The following is a 19,348-nucleotide window of genomic DNA, read 5'->3' as shown; positions in this document are numbered from 1 at the left end:
CGGTTCGGCTCTCGCCCCGCGTCCGGTCTCGCTCGGTTCAGCTCTCGTTCGCCGTGGAGATCATCGTGTTGAGCGCGTCGTCGGAGAGCTGCGCCATCGACGCCACCCGGCCGAGCGGGACCGACTCGACCATCTTGAACTCCGACTCGTTCTGCATCAGCGAGGCCACCGGGTTGGACCCATTGTCTGAGCCCTTGTCGCTGAACGCGGACATCAGCGCGTCGCGTCCCTTGGGCCGGGCCAGCAGCTCGGCGACGGTCGACTCCTTGGTGATGGGCACAGCAGTGTCATCGCCATCGATGTGCACCGTGACCTCACCGCGCAGATCGCGACTCGACGATGCTGCCGCGAAGGTGTAATCGCCGCCCTCGAGCACCCAGCTGTCGGTTCGTCGGTCCCAGTAGGCGAGCTCGGTCGTGGGGATCTCGACCGTCGCAGTCGTGGAACCGCCGGCCTCGATGTCGACCACCGTGAAGCCGACCAGCCACCGCACCGGACGCGCGACCTCCGACTTGGCGATCGAGGCGTATACCTGCACCACCTCACGACCACGCAGGTCACCGGTGTTGGTCACCTCGACCTCGACCCGTATCGTGTCCTTCCCCTTGCTGTCCTTCCCCTTGCTCGCCGAGGGCGAACCGTAGCCGAACGTCGTATACGACAGGCCGTGTCCAAACGGGTACCGCACCGCCAGGTCGCGGGCGTCATACCAGCGGTAACCCACGTAAATGCCTTCGCCGTAACGCGTATGGCCCGGATCACCGGGGAAGTTGAGGAACGCCGGTGAGTCCTCGAGGCGCAGCGGGATGGTCTCGGTCAGTCGTCCCGAGGGATTGGTCCCGCCGTAGAGGACGTCACTGGTCGCCGTGCCGCCGGCCTGCCCGAGTAGCGAGCCGTCGAGGATTGCCGTGGCGAGGGGTTCCACGCGCCCGAGATCGACCACTCCGCCGTGCGAGAGCACCACCACGATGGCGTCATTGGCGTCGTGGACGCGGTCGAGCAGGTCGAGTTGGTCGTCGGGGATCTCCCAGCCGTCGCGGTCGTACCCCTCGGACTCGAGTTCCGGGGGTAAACCGAGGAACACCACCGCGACGTCGTGGTCGCCGGCCTGTGCCGCATCGGCATCCTCGAGGAAGGTGACCTTGTTTCCTGCGACAACGGTCATCGCGTCGAAGGCGTTGTCGACCTGCGTCGGGTTCACCTGCGAACTGCCCGCGCCCTGATACCGCGGGTCACGTGCGAATCGCCCCACGACCGCCACGCTCAGGTGAGTCGACAACGGCAGGATGTTCCGGTCGGCACCGCGGTGGCCGGGACCTGTGCCGAGTTGGCGTCCGGCGGGGGTGTTCTTGAGCAGGACGATGCTGCGGGAGGCGGCCTCACGGGCAAGCGCGTGGTGGGCGCGGACGTCGAAGCCCTTCACCACCTCGTCGGGATCCGAGGAGGTGGAGGTGGCCGGTGCGTTGTCGCGCGAACCCGCCGTGGCCGCGACCAGTTCGACCACACGGCGAGCACTGGCATCGACGTACTTCTCGTCGAGCGTTCCGTTGTTCACGGCGGCGACGATCTGCTCGTTGGTGCGCCCGTCGGTGCCGGGCATCTCCAGGTCGAGGCCGGCGGTCACGCCCTTCACCCGCACGTTCACCGCGCCCCAGTCCGACATCACCAGACCGCGAAACCCCCATTCATCGCTCAGCACCTCGGTGAGCAGCCAGTGATTCTCCGACGAATACACGCCGTTGATCCGGTTGTAGGAGCACATCAGCGCGGTGGGGGAGGCGGTGGTCACGATGTGCTCGAAGGCGCGCAGATAGATCTCACGCAACGGGCGCTCGTCGACGTCGGCGCTCACCCGCAGCCGATCGGTCTCCTGGTTGTTGGCGGCGAAATGCTTCGCGCACGACCCGACTCCGGTGCTCTGCAGACCGCGCACCATGGCTGCTCCGGCGCGACCGGCGATCACCGGATCCTCCGAGTAGTACTCGAAGTTGCGGCCGCACAGCAGCGAGCGCTTGATATTGATGCCCGGGCCGAGCACCACGCGTACGTTCTCGGCGATCGCCTCATGCCCCAGTGCCGACCCGATCCGCTCGATCAGGTCGACATCCCAGGACGCACCGATACCGACCGCGGGCGGAAAGCAGGTGGAGGGCAGGCTCTTCCCGAGGCCCAGTGCGTCGCCACCGCTGGGCTGCTTGCGAATGCCGTTCGGGCCGTCGGTCAGCATGATCGATTCGACCCCCAGCCCGCCGGTGGTGTCGGCGGGGTCGATCTCCTTCGTATGCCAGAAGTCCCCGCCTGAGAGTAGCGAGGCCTTCTGCTCCAGACTGAGCCCGGCCACTACCTCGTCCGGCGAGGGAGTGCTGTGTGACGGATCCTGCTGAGACGACTTTGCCGGCGAGTTCACAATTTCACGCTACCCGAACCGCGGAGCACGGTACATCACCGATCAGGGAGGCCGGTCGAACCGAAAGAGGCTGACAATAGCGACAATTCGCCAGTAATCCTCACAGTCGGATAACAATGTGGGCACGGATTAGTTCCAGGAACGAAGTACCGGTAACTCCGAGCTGCTGTCCCAGCGATGCGGGTGGTGTCATGAGTCGCCATGCGGCCCAGGATTTCTGGGCGTGAGGGAATGAGGAAACGTGAACTGGAACCACTCGACATCTACTTCCGAGAAGATGAGCACTTCCGAGAAGGCGAGCGGGCAGGAACGAACCGGGAGAGGTCGGACGGTCGCGCTGGCAACCGCAGCCACTGCGGTCGCGGTCGTAGCAGCCGCGACCGGTGGCGTCGGCGCGGCCTCGGCGGCAGACGGGAACACCAGTAGCTACGTGAACACCTTGACGAAGGGGTTCTGTGTCGGCCACATCGACGCCGGCGTCGGTCACTATCCAGGCCAGGTGGCTCTCTTCGTCTCCGGCAATCTCTAGGGCGTCGGCCCCTGCTCGGTGGACCTGACCTACAGTTTCTCGGCCCGAGGGACCGGAAAGCGCAGCACATACACCTACCACTTCAGTGGTCCGGGGCCGATCGGACTCGGTGGCGGCACGATCGTCTCTTCGGGGCGAGGTGTGCTCGACGTGTCGGTGAGCACCAACGCACCGTTCCTCGCCGGTCCGGGGATGACGATCGACGTCAGCTGATGCGCGCCTGACCGACAACCCCGCGACCTGCGCGACCTGTGACAGGGCCGCCCGCGACACGATCATTCGGCAGGGCCGTAGGGTCGGTACATGCGATCCGCACCGAGTGCCGTCGTCGTCGGCGCCGGGCCGAACGGGCTGGCGGCAGCCGTGCACCTCGCCCGCAACGGCGTCGACGTGCAAGTGCTCGAGGCGGCCGCCACCCCCGGCGGAGGAGCGCGATCGTCGTGGACCGGCGATGTACTCATCGATCAATGCTCTGCGGTCCACCCCCTCAGCGCGGGATCGCCGTTCCTGCGCAGTCTGGCACTGGAGCGGCGCGGACTTGTCTGGCGCACAGCCGAAGTCGATTGTGTCCACCCGTTCGACGACCGATCGGCCGCACGTCTGTACCGCAGCGCGAGCCGCACCGCCGACGCCCTCGGCGCCGACGGTTCACGCTGGACGGCCTACTTCGGTGACGGCAGCGCCACCGCGGACACCCGCATCGATACGTTTCTCGGGCCACCCGCACATCAGATGCGCGGGGTCCTGCGACATCCGTTGCAGACCAGTCGATTCGGCGCACTGGCAGCGCTGCCGGCGACCGCCGTCGCAGCCACATTCGGCGACGAGTCCACCCGCGCACTGTTTCTCGGGGTCGCCGCACACGCGTTCACCGCGCTGAACCGGCCGCTGTCGGCGGCGGCCGGTGCGATGCTCATCACCGCAGGGCATCGGTACGGATGGCCTGTCGCCGAGGGCGGATCGCAGGCGATCGTGGCGGCGCTGGTCGCCGAGCTGGATGCATGCGGTGGACGGGTGCACACCGATGTCCGGGTCACCGCGCGTAGTGACATCCCCCACGCCGATCTCGTACTGCTCGACCTGACGCCCGCCGCGGCTGTGCGCCTCTACGGCGACCTCATGCCCGCCCGCATCAGCCGCTCCTTTCGCAGATACCGTTACGGTGCAACGGCATTCAAGGTCGACTACGTTCTCGACGGCGCCATCCCGTGGTCGGATCCGGCGTGCGCCGTCGCGGGAACGGTACATCTGGGAGGTGATGCGGCTGAAGTCGCAGCGGCCGAACGAATGCGAGCGGCAGGCGAATTGCCGCGACGTCCGTTCGTCCTCGTCGCCCAGCAGAACCTCGCAGACCCCGGCCGCGCAGCGGGCAGCCACACACCGGTCTGGGCGTACGCGCACGTGCCGGCCGGTCACATCGGTGATGTCACCGACGCGGTGACCGCCCAGATCGAGCGATTCGCTCCGGGGTTCGGCGCCCGCATCGTCTCGTCGAGCAGTCGTGACGCCGCGGCGTTGCGCGCCTATGACGACAACTATGTCGACGGCGACATCGCCGGCGGGGCCAACGGGCTCCAGCTGCTGTTCCGTCCGCGCCCTGCGTTCGACCCCTATTCCGTCGGCATCGACGGGGTGTACCTGTGTTCACAGTCGACCCCGCCGGGTGGCGGCGTCCACGGCATGTGTGGCTATCACGCCGCACGGTCGGCACTGCGGTATCTGGCGAGTTCGCGCAAGCGGGGGCGGAAACTCAGTGTTGGTCGAGACCCGGGAACCGGGCGTCGAACGCGGTGAGCTGCCGGTCGATGTCGGCGAGTTCTTCACGCTTGTCGCGCCGCTTGCGTCGCAACGCCGGTGACTGGGCGTCGTCGCGGCGTGCGCCCATCCGGCTCGGGGCCGCGCGCGTCACGTCGCCGGCGAGTTCGGCGTCGAGGCGTCGGAGTTCGGCGACCAGCGTCGCGCGGTGCCGGATCAACTCGTCGCGGAAGTACTTCGCCTGCGCACGTGCGGCGCGGGCGCGATCGGCGGCCAACTCCTCGTCACCGACCGGGCTGTCCCAGCTCGAGTGCGCACCGGATAGGGCAGCCCTTGACGCATCCGCCTCGGCGTCCCGGGGCGCATCGAGATCAGGTTCGTGCACAGTTGCCGATCGTAGCCCTCCCCGGCGAACCCGCTCCGTGATCGGATCTGCCGGTCCTCAGTCCTTGGGCTTGACGAACGGGAAGGCCAGCGTCGGCCGGATCGGCACACCGGCGAGCATCATGATCAGCCGATCGACGCCCAATCCGAGACCGCCGGTGGGCGGCATGCCGTAGGACAGCGCGTTGAGGAAGTCCTCGTCGAGTGCCATCGCCTCCGGGTCGCCGCCCGCCGCGGCCAGCGACTGTTCGGTCAGTCGGTTGCGCTGGTCCACCGGATCGGTGAGCTCGGAGTAGGCGGTGCCCAGCTCGGCACCGAAACCCACCAGATCCCACTGCTCGGTGAGGGCCGGGTCGTCGCGGTGACGCCGGGCCAGCGGCGACACCTCGACAGGGAAGTCGAAATAGAAGGTGGGGAAGCGGGTCTGCTTCTCCACCAGCGCCTCGTAGAGTTCCATGACCATCTTCCCGGCAGGCATGTCGGGCGTGACGGGTACATCGTGTGCGGCGCAGATCCCGGCCAGCCCCTGCGCGGAGGTCTGCGAGGTGACAGTCGACGACGTCGCACGGGAGACGGCCTCGTGCACGGTGATCGATGGCCACGGGCCCGACAGATCGACCTCGTCGACCCTGCCGTCCTCGGTGCGTCGGCGAGCGACCGGCGCACCGTTGATCGCCACGGCCATCGCCAGGATGATCTCGCGGGTCAGATCGCGCATCGTGAAGTAGTCACCGAAGGCTTCGTAGGCCTCCATCGAGGTGAACTCCGGATTGTGTGTGGCGTCGGCGCCCTCGTTGCGGAAGTTGCGGTTGAGTTCGAAGATCTTGCCCATCCCGGCGACCGCGAGACGTTTGAGAAACAGTTCCGGCGCGATGCGCAAGAACAGGTCCATGTCGTAGGCGTTGATGTGCGTGGTGAACGGCCGCGCCGCGGCGCCGCCGTGCACGGTCTGCAGCATCGGTGTCTCCACCTCGTTGAACCCCCTGCCCACCAGCACATCCCGCATGGCACGCACCGCCTGCGAACGTTTGGTCAGCAACTCCACAGCGCGGTGGTTGGTGAGCAGGTCCAGGGTGCGATTGCGCACGCGCACGTCGTCGGCGAGTGTGGCACCGGGCCGCGGCATCGGGTTGAGGCATTTGGCGGCCATCTCCCACGCGGTGACGTCGATGGACAGTTCGCCGCTGCGCGTGGTGAAGACCGGTCCGGTGACGCTGATCAGGTCGCCGGAGTCCACGGTGTCGCCGAACGCGCGGTGTGCCGGGGGCACATCCTCGCCGGACTCACCCCGGCAGCTGCTCACTGCCTGGATGGATGCGCCGTCTTCGGTCAGGTCGGCGAACACCAGTCGCCCGAAATCGCGGACCGCGCCGACCCGGCCCACCACCGACACCACTCGGTCGGTGCGGGTGTCCGGTGGCAGCGACCCGGCGGCCTCGCGGACCTGCGCGATCGACGCGGTGCGCGCCACCGACACCGGGTAGGCCGGCAGACCGTATTCGGCCAGCGATGTCAGCTTCTCCAGGCGGGCCCGCTGCTGGTCGTTGAGACGTCGCGTCGGCGCGCACACCGTGCGCGCCTCGTTCTCGTCGGCGGCGGTCTGCTCGTAGAACTCCGGGTCGCGACGGGGCTGTTCGAGCGGGGTCTGCTCGCCGACGAGGAACTTCGGACCGACCTGCGGAAGGAAGCCCTCTGCGGTGCCGACGGCGATCGCCGCACGCATCACCGTCAGTGTCGGCGAATAGCAGAGCGTCCGCGGCACCCATGCGGGACGGTATTTGTCGTTCGAGCGGTAGAGGGTCTCGAGCTGATAGAACTTCGAGAAGAAGCCGAGGACCGAGTCGAGCAGCCGTGTCATCGGCCCGGCACCCACCTTCTCGGCCTCGGAGAACACCGACCGGAACACGGCGAAGTTCAGCGAGATCCGGCGGATGCCGACCTGTCCGGAACTCGCGACCAGCGAGGCGACCATGTACTCGTTGAGGCCGTTTTCTGCCGACTTGTCACGACGCATCAGGTCCAGCGAGATGCCGCGCTGACCCCACGGCACGAACGACAGGAACCCGCGGATCTCGCCCTCGGCGTCGAGTGCGGTGATGACGAGACAGCGTCCGTCGGCGGGGTCGCCGACCCTGTTGAGAGCCATCGAGAACCCGCGCTCGGTCTCCTCGCCGCGCCACTTCTCGGCGAGCTGTGCGAGCGTGTCGAGTTCGTCGGCGGACAGCTCCGAATGCCGGCGGATGGTGTAGGTGTAGCCGGCGGCGGTCACTCGGTTGACGGCCTGGCGCACCGGCTCATCGCCGACCCGCGCAGCGTGAACTCGTCGACGTCGATGATCGCCTCGTCCCCGATCTCCAGCACGCGCAACCCGGCGTCGCGGTACACGCGCGCGCCGTCGGCGCTGGCCGCCAGCACCGCCGGGTGGCGGCTGGCATCGCGGCAGGCCGCCAGCCACACCTCGACCGCCTGCGGCCAGGCGTTGCGGTCGCCGATCGGGTCGGCACTGGCCACGCTGATGCTGCCGACGTTGCGGAAGGTGACCGCGGCGCGACCGTCGGCGGAGAACACCACCGACTTGTCGCGTCGGGTCGCGAAGTATCCCAGCGAGTCGTCCTCGCCGTAGCGCAGCAGCAGCCGGCGGACTCGAAGCTCCTCGTCGCCGGTGAGGAATCCGGTGGTGCGATGCGAGCGCCACACTACCAGCAACGCCAGCAGCAGCGCTGCCGCCGACATCCAGCCCGACAGCGCGTAGACGAAGTGGTAGCCGTAGTGGCCGTCGAAGTAGGTGTCGGTGGGGGTGATCCGGTTGCCGAAGGTGGAATTCAGCGCCCACAGCGCCTTCTGGCCGAATCCGACCAGTGTGTGCGGGAAGGCGATCGTCAGCGCCAACGTCACCACATAGGACACGAGCAGTCCCACGATGAGCACGGTGAAAGCCGCGCGCACCGATCCGCGGTCCAGCCGGGCGGTGAACACCGGCCGGGCGTAGACGAAGGCGACCAGCACCACGAGTCCGATGACCAGGATGATCGCCGCGGTGACCGGGCTGGTGCGCCACGCCCAGTACCCGCTGTGGGTTTCGATGTCCTCGGTGGTGACGGTGATCAGGTCGACCACGTCGTCGATCACCGACAGGATCATGAACAGCGTGAGTGCGGTGTGCGCGCCGCGCAGCCGCCGTCGGATCGCACCGGCGAGGATCAGCAACAGGCAGACCACGAAGATGCTCGGGTCGGCGGGGATGTTGATGATCCCGAGCAGGTCGGTGGCGATGTCGGCGCCCTGCCAGTGGCGCAGCGGGATCGCGATCAGCGACACGATCGCCGACAGCACCAGCAGTCGGGAGGTCCACACGGCGATGAGTTCGCAGCGCCGCAGACGGCGCGGGGTCATCGGTCGGCGGGCTCGTGACAGACGCGCCAGAGTCGGCGTGCGCCCCGAGGACGTCGCGTCGTCGAGACGCTCGTCAGGGTGCATGTCGATTGGTGTCGATCGCGGCGTGCCAACGCTCATTGAGTGGACGTTAGCAGCGGTTGGAGGGTTGGCGAGTCCGCCCGCTGTGACTGGTCCACCCGCTGTGACGGGGACGGGCGCTGTGACTGGGGAGGGCGCTCATCCCCGCGAACTCAGGCGGCCAGCCAGAGCCGGTGACGGGTGACCCGGCGGATCTGCTTGATCTTCCATGCGGGCAGTCCGCTGGGATAGGCGACGAGCAGGTCGTCGAGCTCGCGGAAGAACGCTCGTTCGTCGACACCGAACCGGTTGCGGATCTCGGCGGCGGGGCCACCGCCGTACTGATACCACTGGCTCGCGAACTCGATGATGTCGGTGCTGCGCGGGTCCGTCATGATCCGCCCCCTCTCTGTCGTCGGTGTCGATGGTGCCGGTCGATGTCGCCGGCGAACGGCTCGGTGTGCGCCGGATGCGCCGCGCGCACCGCTCGTTGCCCAGGGAACGATACGGACCGAACCGGACGATGACATGACATTTACGCGACCGGACCGTAAACCGCGTGGTCGCGGAGAAACGGACGAAACGGGCCGTGTCGCGTGGCGCAGGAACCTTACCGTGGCGGCTACAGGACAGGTGTCAGGTGGGTGGCGCGGGTCGCGACCCGGCTCGGGAGACTCATCCCTGGAAACATGACAATGGCCACTGATAAGGTCTCTGGGGCCGGTGAAGTGATGCGGTCCGGCTCGAGGAGGAGGTATGGGCGCCGTTCGCAAGCGATGGTTCGTGGTGATCGCCGCGATCGGATTCGCTGCCGCCTCGATCCTCGGGGTCGGAATCGCCCGGGGGGATCTGCCTGTCAACATCTCCGTGTCGGGGCAGTCCTTCAACGCCACCATGGGCAGGCTCGACGGCGACTCGGTGACCGTCTACCCACACGGACTGTCCACCCCGCAGGGTGCGAGCCCCGGCATCGCCGTCAAACTGGCACACGCCACCATCACCGACCTGTGCCTGTCGATGGTGGCCCACGACGTGCCGGTGATCGGCGACGTCACGATGTTCGTGCGCGCACCCGGCCGCAGCACCACCGCCGACGACCTCGTCATCGACGCGACGCAGATCAACGGCTCACTCAACGTCAACGGGCTTTTCTTGGGGATCCAGGCGTCGGCGATCGATCCGGAAGCCAACAGTGCCACCGCCGGCATCGCGGCGAAAGGTTCCACACTCACCGACGCCGACATCACCACGCGATCACTGCGGGCCTCGTCGTTGCGGTTCACGAAGTTCACCGTCAGCATCACCCGTGGTGACAAGCGCTGTTGACCGCCGACCCGGATATGCCCTCCACAGACGGCGAGCACCCCGAACGCGGCGAATCCCCCACACGCCGCGAGCGGTTCGCCCGCTGGCGTGCGACGAGGCCGTTCACCGGCGCGATGTTCCTGATCGCCTCGGCGCTGTTCCTGGGCCTGCCCGCCCTCACCACGGTCCGTCTCGGCGACGTGCTGATCACCATCACCTCGATCTCGGGGGTCTCGACCGTGCTGTTCTCGGTGCTGATGGCGATCTGCGCGGTATCGGTGCTGGTGGTTCCCGGTGCGCGGATCCCGGCCGGCCTGTTCGCGCTGGTACTCGCGGTGATCACGCTACCGGCCGCCAACTTCGGCGGCTTTCTCCTCGGCACGGTCACCGGCATCGTCGGAGCCGCGGCCACGCTGGCGTGGCGGCCGGTCGACCAGTCGCCGCAGCGCTGAGGGTCGGCTCTCCGGCAGGCCGGTCAATGCGGTCGCGGGCGCAGCACCACGTCCTGGGGATCACCGTCGGCCGGCGTCTCGATCGCGTTGCGGACCGCACGCGCAACGGTCTCCGGTCGCAGGAATTTCGACGCGTCGTAGTCGCCGCCCTCCATCGCGACCAGATCGCGCTGCATGTCGGTGTCGATGCGGCCGGGGAAGATCGACGTCACGCGCAGCAGGGGTTCTTCTTCCCGCAGCGCCTCGGCGAAGGCGCGCACGGCGAATTTGCTCGCCGAATACGCCGACCATCCGGCCTTGGCGCGAAGGCCCGACCCGGAGTTTATGATCACCACGTGCCCTCCGGCCGCGCGCAGCGCCGGCAGCAGCTGCCGGGTGAGCTCGGCGACCGCGATGACGTTGACCTCGAACATCGCCCGCCACACCTGTGCGTCGGTCTCCTCGACGGTGCTGATCCCACCGATCCCCGCCGAATGCACCAGCACGTCGAGTTCGCTGATCGTCTCGGTCTCGGCGGCCACCTCGTCGTGGTCGGTCAATTCGACCGGGAAGGTGGTCGCGCCGTCGATGGAGGTTGCCAGCGCGTCGAGCTGCGGTGACGGGCGTCCGCCGAGGAGCAGATCGTAGGTGGGCGAGAGTTCGCGGGCGATCGCGGCGCCGACCCCGCGGCTCGCTCCGGTGATCAATGCGGTGGGCATGCGTGCAACTCTAGGGACCCTCGCGGCTGCTGGTGGTACGTCGCACGCGCGTGGGCGGCGTGTGGTGGCGTCGGTGGCCGGGGAGCCGGTCCGGGCAGCACGATGCCCGGATCGCGTGGAGAATGTCGGCGTGGTTCATTACGGGTTCACCCCGACGCAACTGTCTGCGCGCGCGGCCTATCTGCTGCGCGGCAACGACCTGGGGACGATGACCAGTGCCGCCCCGAAGCTGTACCCGCACATGTGGAGCTGGGATGCGGCCTTCGTGTCGGTGGGGCTCGCGCCGCTGTCGGTCGAACGCGCCGTGATGGAACTCGACACGTTGCTCTCGGCGCAGTGGAGCAACGGGATGATCCCGCACATCGTGTTCGCCAACGGCCGCGATGGTTATTTCCCCGGCCCGGCGCGCTGGGAATGCTCGAAGCTCGCTTTCAACGCGCCACGCTCACCCGACACCTCGGGTATCACCCAGCCGCCGGTGCACGCGATCGCGGTGCAGCGCATCCTCGACCACGCCGGTCGGCGCGGTCGCACCACCCGGGCGATGGCCAACGAATTCCTCGACCGGCGCTGGGGTGATCTGATGCGCTGGCATCGGTGGCTCGCGCACGCGCGCGACCCGAAGGGCCGCGGCCGCATCACGATCTATCACGGCTGGGAATCGGGGATGGACAACTCGCCCCGCTGGGATGAGGCGTATGCGAACGTGAAGCCCGGTGCGGACCTGCCGCCCTACCGGCGGGCCGATCTCGACGTGGTGGGCGACGCGTCGATGCGGCCGACCGACCTCGAATACGATCGCTACATCTGGCTGGTCGAGCAGATGAAACGTGCGCATTATGACGATGCGGTGCTGCCCGACGTGATGGATTTCGCCGTGGAAGATGTGTTCGTCAGCGCGATCTTCGCCGTCGCCTGCGAGGTGCTCGCGACCATCGGCGAAGACCACTCCAAGCCGCGATCGGATGTGCGTGAGCTGCGCACCTGGGGTGAGCGCTTCCGTGCCGGTGTGGTGGCCACTACCCTCGAAAGAAGCGGGGCCGCAAGGGATTTCGACCTCAAGTCCGATAAGTGGATCACCACCGAGACCATCGCCTGCTTCGCGCCGCTGCTGTGCGGCGGGCTGCCGCGTGAACGCGAGCGCGCGCTCGTGCGACTGTTCGAGGGGACGCGTTTCTGCGGCCACCCCGACCTGCGGTATGCGGTACCGCCGTCGACCTCGCCGATCTCGGCGGACTTCCGGGCCCGCGAGTATTGGCGTGGGCCGGTGTGGCCGGTGATGACGTGGCTGTTCTCCTGGGCCTTCGCCCGGCGCGGCTGGCCCGAGCGCTCCTCCCGACTGCGTGAGGAGGGTCTGCGTCAGGCCGCCGACGGTGCTTTCGCCGAATACTACGAACCGTTCACCGGCGAACCGCTCGGCTCGATGCAGCAGAGCTGGACCGCGGCGTCGGTGCTGGACTGGCTGGATTAGGGGTTGGCTGCATCAGCCACACCACTCCCGCTCACCGCTCTACCTCTCGCTCAAGGAATTCACTGAGCGTGAGATAAACCAGTGAGCGGCAGACCCGCCTGGAACCGCAGGCGCCCCTCACACAACTCGGCCCCGCCCGACGTCATTGTCGAGCGGGGCCGAAGTGCGTGAGCGACTAACTCGTCACATCATCTCGTCGCCGACTAGTGCCGCGTCGGCGGGCACCTCATGCGACTGCGCCTTGCGGCCCTTGACGAGGCTGACCGCGCAGATCGCGACCACGCAGTAGGCGGTGGCGAACCAGAACGGCATGGCCGGCTCGTTGAACCACTCGGCAAGGTGGGCACACAGCACAGCTGCGACTGCGGCACCGAGCCAACGCAGGAAGTTGTATCCGGCCGAGGACACCGAGCGCGGGTACTTGCCGCCCGAGGACATCGCGACGCCGGTGAACAGCGTGTTCAGGATGCCCGAGGGCACACCCGAGATCACGACCATGGCCATCACCAGTTCGGTGTTGCCCTTCCAGGCGCCGAAGGCCAGCAGCGCCATGATCACGGCGTAGGCGGCGATAGCGAGGATCACGCCACCCTTCTCGCCGAGGATCTTGGCCAGGCGCGGGCCGAGCACCACGCCGCTGACGGCGGTGGCGATACCCCAGCCGAAGAAGATCAGGCCGGCGTAGATCGGGGACTGCTTCATCACCAGCGGAGCCCAGGCGATGACGGTGAAGAAGGCGCCGGTGTAGAAGGCCGAACCGATGCCGGTGATCAGCAGGGTCGGGTTGCGCAGTGCCTTGATCGGGTCGAGGATTCCGACCTTCGGGCGGGTGTGATGCGGCTTGTCCTTGGGCAGCATCCACGCACACAGGATGGCGCCGATCAGCATCAGGATCGCGGTACCGCCGAACGGTGCACGCCACGTCCACTCGCCCAGCGTCGCGCCGAGCAGCGGGCCCACGGCCAGGCCGACGCCGAGCGCGGCCTCGTACAGCAGGATCGCTCCGGCCTGTCCGCCCTTGGCCTCACCGACGATGAACGCCAGTGCGGTCGCGATGAACAGCGCGTTGCCCAGACCCCAGATGATGCGCAGGTAGATCAGCTCGTCGATGCCACCGGCGGTCGCGGAGACGGCTGCGGCGATGACGATGCAGATGAGGCCGACGGTCAACGTGCGCTTGGGCCCGAATCGGTAAGCGGCCCAACCGGTGAGCAGCATCGCGATCACCTGCACGCCCATGTACACGCCGAACAGCAGCGTCAGCTTGTCCGGCGGGGCGTTGAGCGCCTCGGCGATGGTGTTGAGGATCGGGTCCACCAGGCCGATACCCATGAACGCGATGACCGCCGCGAATGCGGTGACCCACACCGCGCGCGGCTGGCCCTTGAAAGCGTCGAGTAGCGACGGGTGCGCGTGCTCGTCGCCGCTGCCGGGCGCCTGCGTCCTTTCCTGCGTTGTCGTCATCTAGTCCTCCGATGTGGTGTGCGCCGGTGTCTCCGGACGCAGTAGTTCCAGTTGGTGTTCGAGTTCGGTCAGCGCCGGAATCGCGGCGTAGAGCGCGTCGACCTGATCGGCCGGCATCTTCTCGAGTGCCTGGCGGACCGCTTCGTCGCGGTAACGGGCCACGCTCTCGATCACCTGTCGTCCGTGTTCGGAGAGTCCGACCAGTACGGCCCTGCGGTCGCTGGGATCGGGCGTCCGCTCGACGAGCCCCATCTTGGCCAGCCCGTCGACCTGTGCCGAGATCGTCGGCATGCGTACCCCTTCGCGTTCGGCGAGCTCGCCCATGCGCATCGGCCCGTGGTCGATGAGCACGGTCAGGGCCGAGGCCTGCGCCGTGGAGTACTCCGGGCGTGGGGTACGTCGACGCAGCATCTGATACAGCCGCGACACCCGTGGTCGCAGACCCGAAGCCAGATCTGTCAGTTCATCCTCACGCACGGTTAGTCAGTCTAATAGTTAGGACATCTAAATACAACCGTATGTGCTCGGAATTGTTCCCGTGCGCCGGACAGCAGAACGCCCCGGCCTGGGTTGACCGGGGCGTTCTGTGCGTTCGGGTTCGGGAGGGTGTCAGCCGTTGCGCTTGTCGCGCCAGGCGACCAGCGCCTCCACGGCCTCGAGGTCGTATCCCGGGCCGCCGGTACCCACGGTGAACAGACTCACGCCCGCATCGGCGAGCAGGTTGGCCTGGGCGATCATCGGATCGAGGCCGTCATCGGTCTTCAGGCCCGACGACCGCTCGATCTCGTCGGGATTGCGGTCGAAGGTCGCACAGTGCTCGGCGAGCACCGACGCCTTGTGCTTGTAAACGTCGATGTCGACGAACGAGTGCCAGATGTCGGCATACTGCGCCACGTATTTGAGCGTCTTCTTCTCGCCGCCACCGCCGATGAGCACCGGGATGTGCCGGGTCGGGGCGGGATTGAGCTTGGACAGCCGCGAATTGATGCGCGGCAGCGCCTCGCCGAGGTCGTTGAGTCGACTACCCGCGGTACCGAAGTCGTAGCCGTATTCGTCGTAATCCTTCTCGAACCAGCCCGACCCGATACCCAGGATCAGGCGACCGCCCGAGATGTGGTCGGTGGTCCGCGCCATGTCGGCGAGCAGTTCGGGATTGCGGTAGGAGTTGCAGGTCACCAGCGCACCGAACTCGACCTTGGTGGTCTGCTCGGCCCAGGCTGCCAGCATCGTCCAGCACTCGAAATGGGCGCCGTCGGGATCACCGTAGAGCGGATAGAAGTGGTCCCAGTTGAACAACACGTCGACGCCGAGATCCTCCGCGCGACTGACCGCGTCGCGGATGTTGGCGTAGTCGGGCGAGTGTTGCGGTTGGAGTTGCACACCGATGCGAATGGGATGAGAAGCCATGGAACAAGTCTGTCACGGTTCTCGATCGGCCCGCGGCGCCGAAAATGCGGCGGGTCCGAATCGGGTGCACGATGTGTGTTTTCGGGCAGATGTCTGGCGCGCGCGTCGGCACGGCCCGCACCAGTCGCCCGCACACCACGGGTCATGCAGCGAGAGGGAGAACTGATGTCCACGCCGTCGGCCGAGTCCGAGATCCGCGTCCCGTCGAATCCGGAGGCTGATGCCGCCTTCCTCGCCGACTTCACCACGATGTCGGCTTTCGGTGCCACGGCCGCCGGTGGTGTCGAACGACAGGCGGCAACCGATGAGGACATCGCGAACCGACGCTGGTTGGCCGAGTGGCTCATCGATCGGGGATTCACCGTCGCCTACGACCGCGTGGGAAATATGTTCGGCCTCTACGAGTTCGCACCCGGTCGTCCCTATGTGCTGGCGGGCTCGCATATGGATTCCCAGCCTCGCGGCGGCAAGTACGACGGCGCCTACGGCGTGCTCGCGGCGGCCCACAGCCTCGATCGGCTGCGCCGGTACTACGACACCCATCCCGAAGCCGTGGTGAACAACATCGCGGTGGTGAACTGGTTCAACGAGGAGGGTTCGCGCTTCAAGCCGTCGATGCAGGGCAGCGGTGTGTTCACCGGCAAGATCTCCCTCACCGTGGCGCTGGAGACCGAGGACTCCGCCGGCGTGACGGTGTTCGAGGCACTCAGTGCGGCGAACATGCTCGGCGAGCACGACGTCTTCGACTCCGGCGAACACGTCAATGACGACGATCTCCTGCCGATCGCCAGCTACGCCGAGATGCACATCGAGCAGGGTCGCGAACTCGACAAAGCCGGCATGATCATGGGCATCGTCGATTCCACCTGGGGCGCAAACAAATACGAGCTGTCGGTGCTCGGACATCAGGCGCACACCGGCGCCACCGCGATCGCCGATCGCCAGGATGCGCTCTACGGTGCAGCTCAGGTGGTGGTCGGACTGCGCGAACTCGCCGACTCCTACGGCGACGATCTGCACACTTCCTGCGGTCAGCTGACCGTGATCCCGAACTCGCCGGTGGTGGTCGCGCGGGAGGTGGAGATGCACATGGATCTTCGCTCACCCGACGACGCCATCCTCGAGGAAGCCGACGCGAAGCTGAATCGGCTGTTCGCCGAGATCGAGGTGCGCGCCGACGTGAAGATCGAGAAGCGCTTCGCGCACACCTGGAAGGGACACACCTACACGCCCGAGGGTGTTTCCTTGTCCACCAAGGTGATCGAGGATCTCGGCGTCAGCCACATGCATGTGCGCACCCGAGCCGGACACGACTCGACGAATATGAAGGACATCGTGCCCACCGTGATGCTGTTCATCCCCAGCGTCGACGGCGTCTCGCATGCGGAGAACGAGTTCACCCACGACGACGACATGATCGTCGGTGTCGACGTGCTCACCGAGACGCTCGCGCGGATGGTCGAGGGAGCGCTGTAGTCGCGGCGCGGCCCCGACCTGCGACATGCGGCCGCCGCGCCGCGCTAGGCTCGGGGTCATCGTGAGCTGCAGGGTTCTTCGAGGCAAGGCCATCGCGGGCGTCGTCGCCGCGCTCATGGCCTGTTGTGTGCTGCTCGTCGGATGCGGATCGGACGCGTCGACGGGCGCCGAGAGTGTGCGAGCGGGAGTCGCATCGGCGGCCGGGGCCAAGACCACGATCAACGGCGTCGCCATCACGATGTGCGAGGTCGCCCAGCTGCCGTCGCAGGGACGCGACACCATCAGGCTGATCCATTCCGGCGGGCCGTTCCCGTATCCGCGCAACGACGGCGTGGTGTTCGGGAACCGCGAAGGTCATCTACCCAAGCAGACGTCGGGGTATTACCACGAGTACACGGTCAAGACGCCGGGAGCGTCGAATCGCGGTACGCGCCGGATCATCACCGGTGGTGGGAGTCTGCGCGATCCGCAGTATTACTACTACACCGCCGATCACTACGACTCGTTCTGTGCGGTGACCGACGCAGACAGGGTGGGGTCGTAGATGAACCAGACAGGTGTCAGATGAGCGACAGCGAGACCTCCGGCGAGCAGGTCACCTATGTCCTCGAAGGGCAGAACATCAAGTCCACCAATGCCTTTTATGTGGAGATCGGTCGTGCGGTGAACGGCCCGGGCGGCTACTTCGGCAAAAATCTCGACTCACTGGCCGATTGCCTGCGCGGCGGGTTCGGTACCCCCGACGACGAGCCGTTCGCATTCGTGTGGCGGCACAGTGATCGGTCACGGTCAGCGCTGATCAAGCATGAGGGCTCCGATGCGATCGTCGACCGGGTGGCCGAGGTGTTCGCCGACGAGGGTGTGCCGCTGAGTATGGAGTGAGACCGGCGGTCAGGTCCGCGCGCAAGAGGCGATGGCAAGAGCCGATGGCAAAAATCGTCCCCGTGAGCGTCGCCGAGGGAACATTGCCCTCCGCCCGGCTCACGGGGACGATTTTTGCNTGCCAGTGCCAGTGCCAGTGCCAGTGCCAGTGCCAGTGCCAGTGCCAGTGCCAGTGCCAGTGCCAGTGCCAGTGCCAGTGCCAGTGCCAGTGCCAGTGGTTTCTGATTCACTGAGCAGCTGAAATGGGAGCGGCCTCAGTCGTTGGCGCTGCCACTACAGGAGGCAGAAGCCAGTGCGCCGTGTGCGGTCTGTGTGGAGATCACCTTGCCGCCGACTTTGATCGTGCAAGTGATGGTTGCGTTGTCGGCATCGATCGCGCTGGTGGCTGACAGCGAGACGAACTTGCCCAACCCAGTGATGTCCACCGTCTTGGTCCACGGAAGCTGCTGGTTGGTGTCTTGAGCGCTGTCCAGGTTGCCCGCTGTATAGGTGATCGTCCCATCTGTCGAGGTCCCAGTCACTTCGTAGGTCACCGCTACGACCTTCTTGGACTCCTTGTCCACCGAATTCACGGCTCCGCCAACGAGCGCTGCGCAGCTGGCGATGCCGGCGAAGATGACAACGAAGATCGCAAGTAGAATCCACGGCCACTTGCGGCGCTTTTTCGGTGGCGTTGGCGGAGGGTAGTAGCCCTGCGGCGGCTGCGCAGGCGGAATCGACGGGGGGACAGTATTGGACATCGATGAAAACCTTTCCTTTTGAATATGAAGTGATCTTATGATCCGAATTAGTTGAGACTGGCAGAGACGCCGCGCGACCACATTGAATCGTGCAATTGCAATTCGTGTGGGCTTCGTGCTCTTGGGGATGTCGAATACGATCTCAGTGCTGATCGAGTTCCCCGGATTTATATCTGTCCAGATCGACTCGTCGCTGTTGTCGATCTCGGCGGCGGTGCTGTCTCCGAACCTTCTGCCCGCAGCGTCGTACAGGTACTGATTTCCGCCGCTGAAGGTTCTGGGCTCGTCTCCGACGTTGGTTATCGTCACCGCGACGATCGCATAGGTTCCCTGTGCCTTCTCGCCAGACCACTCGTAGTCGGTGTCCCCTACGGTGTCTGTGTACCGTAGGCCGGTTACGACGAAGGCGAACTTTCCATCCCGCGCCTCCTGACCGAAGGGTACGAGCGCGGGCGTTCGATCTGTCGACTGTGCGGCTGGCGTGGGTGGCGGCGTTGCGGTGGCGACTGGTATAACGCCTTTTGCCGACGGTGCTGTACTCGAATTCGCCTCTGGTGCCTGTTTGGAATTGTTGCCGGAGTTTACCGAGATGATCACCACAATGAACACTGCGATGACACCGATCACTATCCAAAAACGCTTGCGCTTCTTCCGGAGCTCATCTTGTTCTGGCAAAGCGATCGTTGGGCGACCTGCTTACCGGAAATCGAGGTTTGATTCAGCGGCACCTGAGGGTTGAAGTGCTCAGTCCACTGAGTGCCGTCAAAGTAGCGCTGACCGGGGGCGCCACTCGGGTCCGGGTACCACCCGGCGGGGGTAATGCGGCTCTTCGAAGTTAGCCGGGCACTGCTCAGCAGTGGAATTGCTGGATGTTGGCCCGCTGGGCGCGGGTGCAGTGGAATCGTATCCGGCGCCGCGAGTTCTC

20 protein-coding genes are annotated in these 19,348 nt (G+C 66.4%); 9 read left to right on the top strand and 11 right to left on the bottom strand.

Translation table 11 applies throughout. The features are described from left to right. Positions 1-37: 37 nt before the first annotated feature. The gene (locus tag IEW22_RS16335; RefSeq protein ID WP_229742814.1) at positions 38-2,407 is read right to left on the bottom strand and encodes a glycoside hydrolase family 3 C-terminal domain-containing protein; all 2,370 of its coding nucleotides are present in this window, start codon (positions 2,405-2,407) and stop codon (positions 38-40) included. A 277-nt stretch (positions 2,408-2,684) separates the two neighbouring features. Between IEW22_RS16335 and IEW22_RS20240 the strand changes: the two genes are divergently transcribed. From IEW22_RS20240 to IEW22_RS16325, 3 genes are all read left to right on the top strand, one after another. Next, entirely contained in the window at positions 2,685-2,936 is a 252-nt protein-coding gene (locus IEW22_RS20240) for a hypothetical protein (RefSeq protein WP_229742813.1), read from the top strand. A gap of 18 nt (positions 2,937-2,954) precedes the next feature. After that, positions 2,955-3,149, top strand: coding sequence for a hypothetical protein (locus IEW22_RS20235; protein ID WP_229742812.1), 195 nt, complete (start codon positions 2,955-2,957; stop codon positions 3,147-3,149). 90 nt (positions 3,150-3,239) lie between these two features. Then, positions 3,240-4,730: a phytoene desaturase family protein gene (locus IEW22_RS16325; protein ID WP_188587835.1), complete on the top strand. Its 1,491-nt coding sequence runs from the start codon at positions 3,240-3,242 to the stop codon at positions 4,728-4,730. Here IEW22_RS16325 and IEW22_RS16320 read toward each other — a convergent pair. The 4 genes from IEW22_RS16320 to IEW22_RS16310 all read right to left on the bottom strand — a co-directional run bounded on the left by IEW22_RS16320 (position 4,687) and on the right by IEW22_RS16310 (position 8,923). Beyond that, the gene (locus IEW22_RS16320) at positions 4,687-5,076 is read right to left on the bottom strand and encodes a hypothetical protein (RefSeq protein WP_188587833.1); all 390 of its coding nucleotides are present in this window, start codon (positions 5,074-5,076) and stop codon (positions 4,687-4,689) included. The genes IEW22_RS16325 and IEW22_RS16320 overlap by 44 nt on opposite strands. Before the next feature lie 57 nt (positions 5,077-5,133). After that, the gene (gene lysX, locus IEW22_RS16315; RefSeq protein ID WP_268235494.1) at positions 5,134-7,365 is read right to left on the bottom strand and encodes a bifunctional lysylphosphatidylglycerol synthetase/lysine--tRNA ligase LysX; all 2,232 of its coding nucleotides are present in this window, start codon (positions 7,363-7,365) and stop codon (positions 5,134-5,136) included. Further along, positions 7,341-8,588: a phosphatidylglycerol lysyltransferase domain-containing protein gene (locus IEW22_RS20415; RefSeq protein WP_268235493.1), complete on the bottom strand. Its 1,248-nt coding sequence runs from the start codon at positions 8,586-8,588 to the stop codon at positions 7,341-7,343. The genes lysX and IEW22_RS20415 overlap by 25 nt, the downstream gene beginning before the upstream one ends. Before the next feature lie 113 nt (positions 8,589-8,701). Further along, the gene (locus tag IEW22_RS16310; protein WP_188587831.1) at positions 8,702-8,923 is read right to left on the bottom strand and encodes a hypothetical protein; all 222 of its coding nucleotides are present in this window, start codon (positions 8,921-8,923) and stop codon (positions 8,702-8,704) included. 361 nt (positions 8,924-9,284) lie between these two features. On the opposite strand from IEW22_RS16310, the gene IEW22_RS16305 reads away from it, so the two are divergent. Together IEW22_RS16305 and IEW22_RS16300 are read left to right on the top strand one after the other, a co-directional pair. Next, positions 9,285-9,854, top strand: a complete 570-nt coding sequence (locus IEW22_RS16305) for a DUF6230 family protein (protein ID WP_188587829.1) — start codon at positions 9,285-9,287, stop codon at positions 9,852-9,854. A 14-nt stretch (positions 9,855-9,868) separates the two neighbouring features. Further along, positions 9,869-10,285: a DUF6114 domain-containing protein gene (locus tag IEW22_RS16300; RefSeq protein WP_188587827.1), complete on the top strand. Its 417-nt coding sequence runs from the start codon at positions 9,869-9,871 to the stop codon at positions 10,283-10,285. A gap of 23 nt (positions 10,286-10,308) precedes the next feature. Here IEW22_RS16300 and IEW22_RS16295 read toward each other — a convergent pair whose 3' ends face one another. Then, positions 10,309-10,983 (bottom strand): SDR family oxidoreductase, encoded by a 675-nt coding sequence (locus IEW22_RS16295; protein WP_188587825.1) that lies wholly within the window; start codon positions 10,981-10,983, stop codon positions 10,309-10,311. Positions 10,984-11,113: 130 nt separating this feature from the next. Here IEW22_RS16295 and ggh point away from each other — a divergent pair, with 130 nt between their 5' ends. Further along, positions 11,114-12,454: a glucosylglycerate hydrolase gene (ggh, locus tag IEW22_RS16290; RefSeq protein ID WP_188587873.1), complete on the top strand. Its 1,341-nt coding sequence runs from the start codon at positions 11,114-11,116 to the stop codon at positions 12,452-12,454. A gap of 183 nt (positions 12,455-12,637) precedes the next feature. Here ggh and IEW22_RS16285 read toward each other — a convergent pair whose 3' ends face one another. The 3 genes from IEW22_RS16285 to IEW22_RS16275 all read right to left on the bottom strand — a co-directional run bounded on the left by IEW22_RS16285 (position 12,638) and on the right by IEW22_RS16275 (position 15,325). Next, positions 12,638-13,918 (bottom strand): MFS transporter, encoded by a 1,281-nt coding sequence (locus IEW22_RS16285; protein WP_188587823.1) that lies wholly within the window; start codon positions 13,916-13,918, stop codon positions 12,638-12,640. Continuing rightward, positions 13,919-14,395 carry a MarR family winged helix-turn-helix transcriptional regulator gene (locus IEW22_RS16280; protein ID WP_229742811.1) on the bottom strand — a complete coding sequence of 159 codons (477 nt, stop codon included), beginning with the start codon at positions 14,393-14,395 and terminating at the stop codon, positions 13,919-13,921. It lies immediately after the preceding gene. 132 nt (positions 14,396-14,527) lie between these two features. Further along, positions 14,528-15,325 carry an LLM class F420-dependent oxidoreductase gene (locus tag IEW22_RS16275; RefSeq protein ID WP_188587821.1) on the bottom strand — a complete coding sequence of 266 codons (798 nt, stop codon included), beginning with the start codon at positions 15,323-15,325 and terminating at the stop codon, positions 14,528-14,530. Between the two features lie 165 nt (positions 15,326-15,490). Between IEW22_RS16275 and IEW22_RS16270 the strand changes: the two genes are divergently transcribed. The 3 genes from IEW22_RS16270 (at position 15,491) to IEW22_RS16260 (ending at position 17,683) form a co-directional block, all read left to right on the top strand. Further along, on the top strand, positions 15,491-16,801 hold the full coding sequence (locus IEW22_RS16270; RefSeq protein ID WP_188587819.1) for a M20 family metallo-hydrolase: 1,311 nt from the start codon (positions 15,491-15,493) through the stop codon (positions 16,799-16,801). 115 nt (positions 16,802-16,916) lie between these two features. Beyond that, positions 16,917-17,345: a ribonuclease domain-containing protein gene (locus tag IEW22_RS16265; protein ID WP_188587860.1), complete on the top strand. Its 429-nt coding sequence runs from the start codon at positions 16,917-16,919 to the stop codon at positions 17,343-17,345. Positions 17,346-17,365: 20 nt separating this feature from the next. Further along, entirely contained in the window at positions 17,366-17,683 is a 318-nt protein-coding gene (locus tag IEW22_RS16260; RefSeq protein ID WP_188587817.1) for a barstar family protein, read from the top strand. A 254-nt stretch (positions 17,684-17,937) separates the two neighbouring features. On the opposite strand, the gene IEW22_RS16255 is transcribed toward IEW22_RS16260, so the two are convergent. Together IEW22_RS16255 and IEW22_RS20230 are read right to left on the bottom strand one after the other, a co-directional pair. Then, on the bottom strand, positions 17,938-19,098 hold the full coding sequence (locus IEW22_RS16255) for an MmpS family transport accessory protein (protein ID WP_229742809.1): 1,161 nt from the start codon (positions 19,096-19,098) through the stop codon (positions 17,938-17,940). Then, entirely contained in the window at positions 19,050-19,244 is a 195-nt protein-coding gene (locus IEW22_RS20230; protein ID WP_229742820.1) for a DUF2510 domain-containing protein, read from the bottom strand. The genes IEW22_RS16255 and IEW22_RS20230 overlap by 49 nt, the downstream gene beginning before the upstream one ends. Positions 19,245-19,348: the final 104 nt, after the last annotated feature.

Origin of the sequence: Gordonia jinhuaensis (genome assembly GCF_014639795.1) — a bacterium.
Lineage (GTDB): Bacteria > Actinomycetota > Actinomycetes > Mycobacteriales > Mycobacteriaceae > Gordonia_B > Gordonia_B jinhuaensis.
The sequence above is the reverse complement of the archived record's forward strand: the minus strand, read 5'-3'. Positions and strand labels throughout refer to the sequence as shown.

Bases quoted from the DNA above. Each gene is read 5' to 3' on its own strand.
- IEW22_RS20240 (WP_229742813.1), top strand. From the start codon at position 2,685: ATGAGCACTTCCGAGAAGGCGAGCGGGCAGGAACGAACCGGGAGAGGT.
- IEW22_RS16325 (WP_188587835.1), top strand. From the start codon at position 3,240: ATGCGATCCGCACCGAGTGCCGTCGTCGTCGGCGCCGGGCCGAACGGG.
- IEW22_RS20415 (WP_268235493.1), bottom strand. From the start codon at position 8,588: ATGAGCGTTGGCACGCCGCGATCGACACCAATCGACATGCACCCTGAC.
- IEW22_RS16310 (WP_188587831.1), bottom strand. From the start codon at position 8,923: ATGACGGACCCGCGCAGCACCGACATCATCGAGTTCGCGAGCCAGTGG.
- IEW22_RS16305 (WP_188587829.1), top strand. From the start codon at position 9,285: ATGGGCGCCGTTCGCAAGCGATGGTTCGTGGTGATCGCCGCGATCGGA.
- IEW22_RS16300 (WP_188587827.1), top strand. From the start codon at position 9,869: ATGCCCTCCACAGACGGCGAGCACCCCGAACGCGGCGAATCCCCCACA.
- IEW22_RS16295 (WP_188587825.1), bottom strand. From the start codon at position 10,983: ATGCCCACCGCATTGATCACCGGAGCGAGCCGCGGGGTCGGCGCCGCG.
- IEW22_RS16285 (WP_188587823.1), bottom strand. From the start codon at position 13,918: ATGACGACAACGCAGGAAAGGACGCAGGCGCCCGGCAGCGGCGACGAG.
- IEW22_RS16275 (WP_188587821.1), bottom strand. From the start codon at position 15,325: ATGGCTTCTCATCCCATTCGCATCGGTGTGCAACTCCAACCGCAACAC.
- IEW22_RS16270 (WP_188587819.1), top strand. From the start codon at position 15,491: ATGTCCACGCCGTCGGCCGAGTCCGAGATCCGCGTCCCGTCGAATCCG.
- IEW22_RS16265 (WP_188587860.1), top strand. From the start codon at position 16,917: ATGGCCTGTTGTGTGCTGCTCGTCGGATGCGGATCGGACGCGTCGACG.
- IEW22_RS16260 (WP_188587817.1), top strand. From the start codon at position 17,366: ATGAGCGACAGCGAGACCTCCGGCGAGCAGGTCACCTATGTCCTCGAA.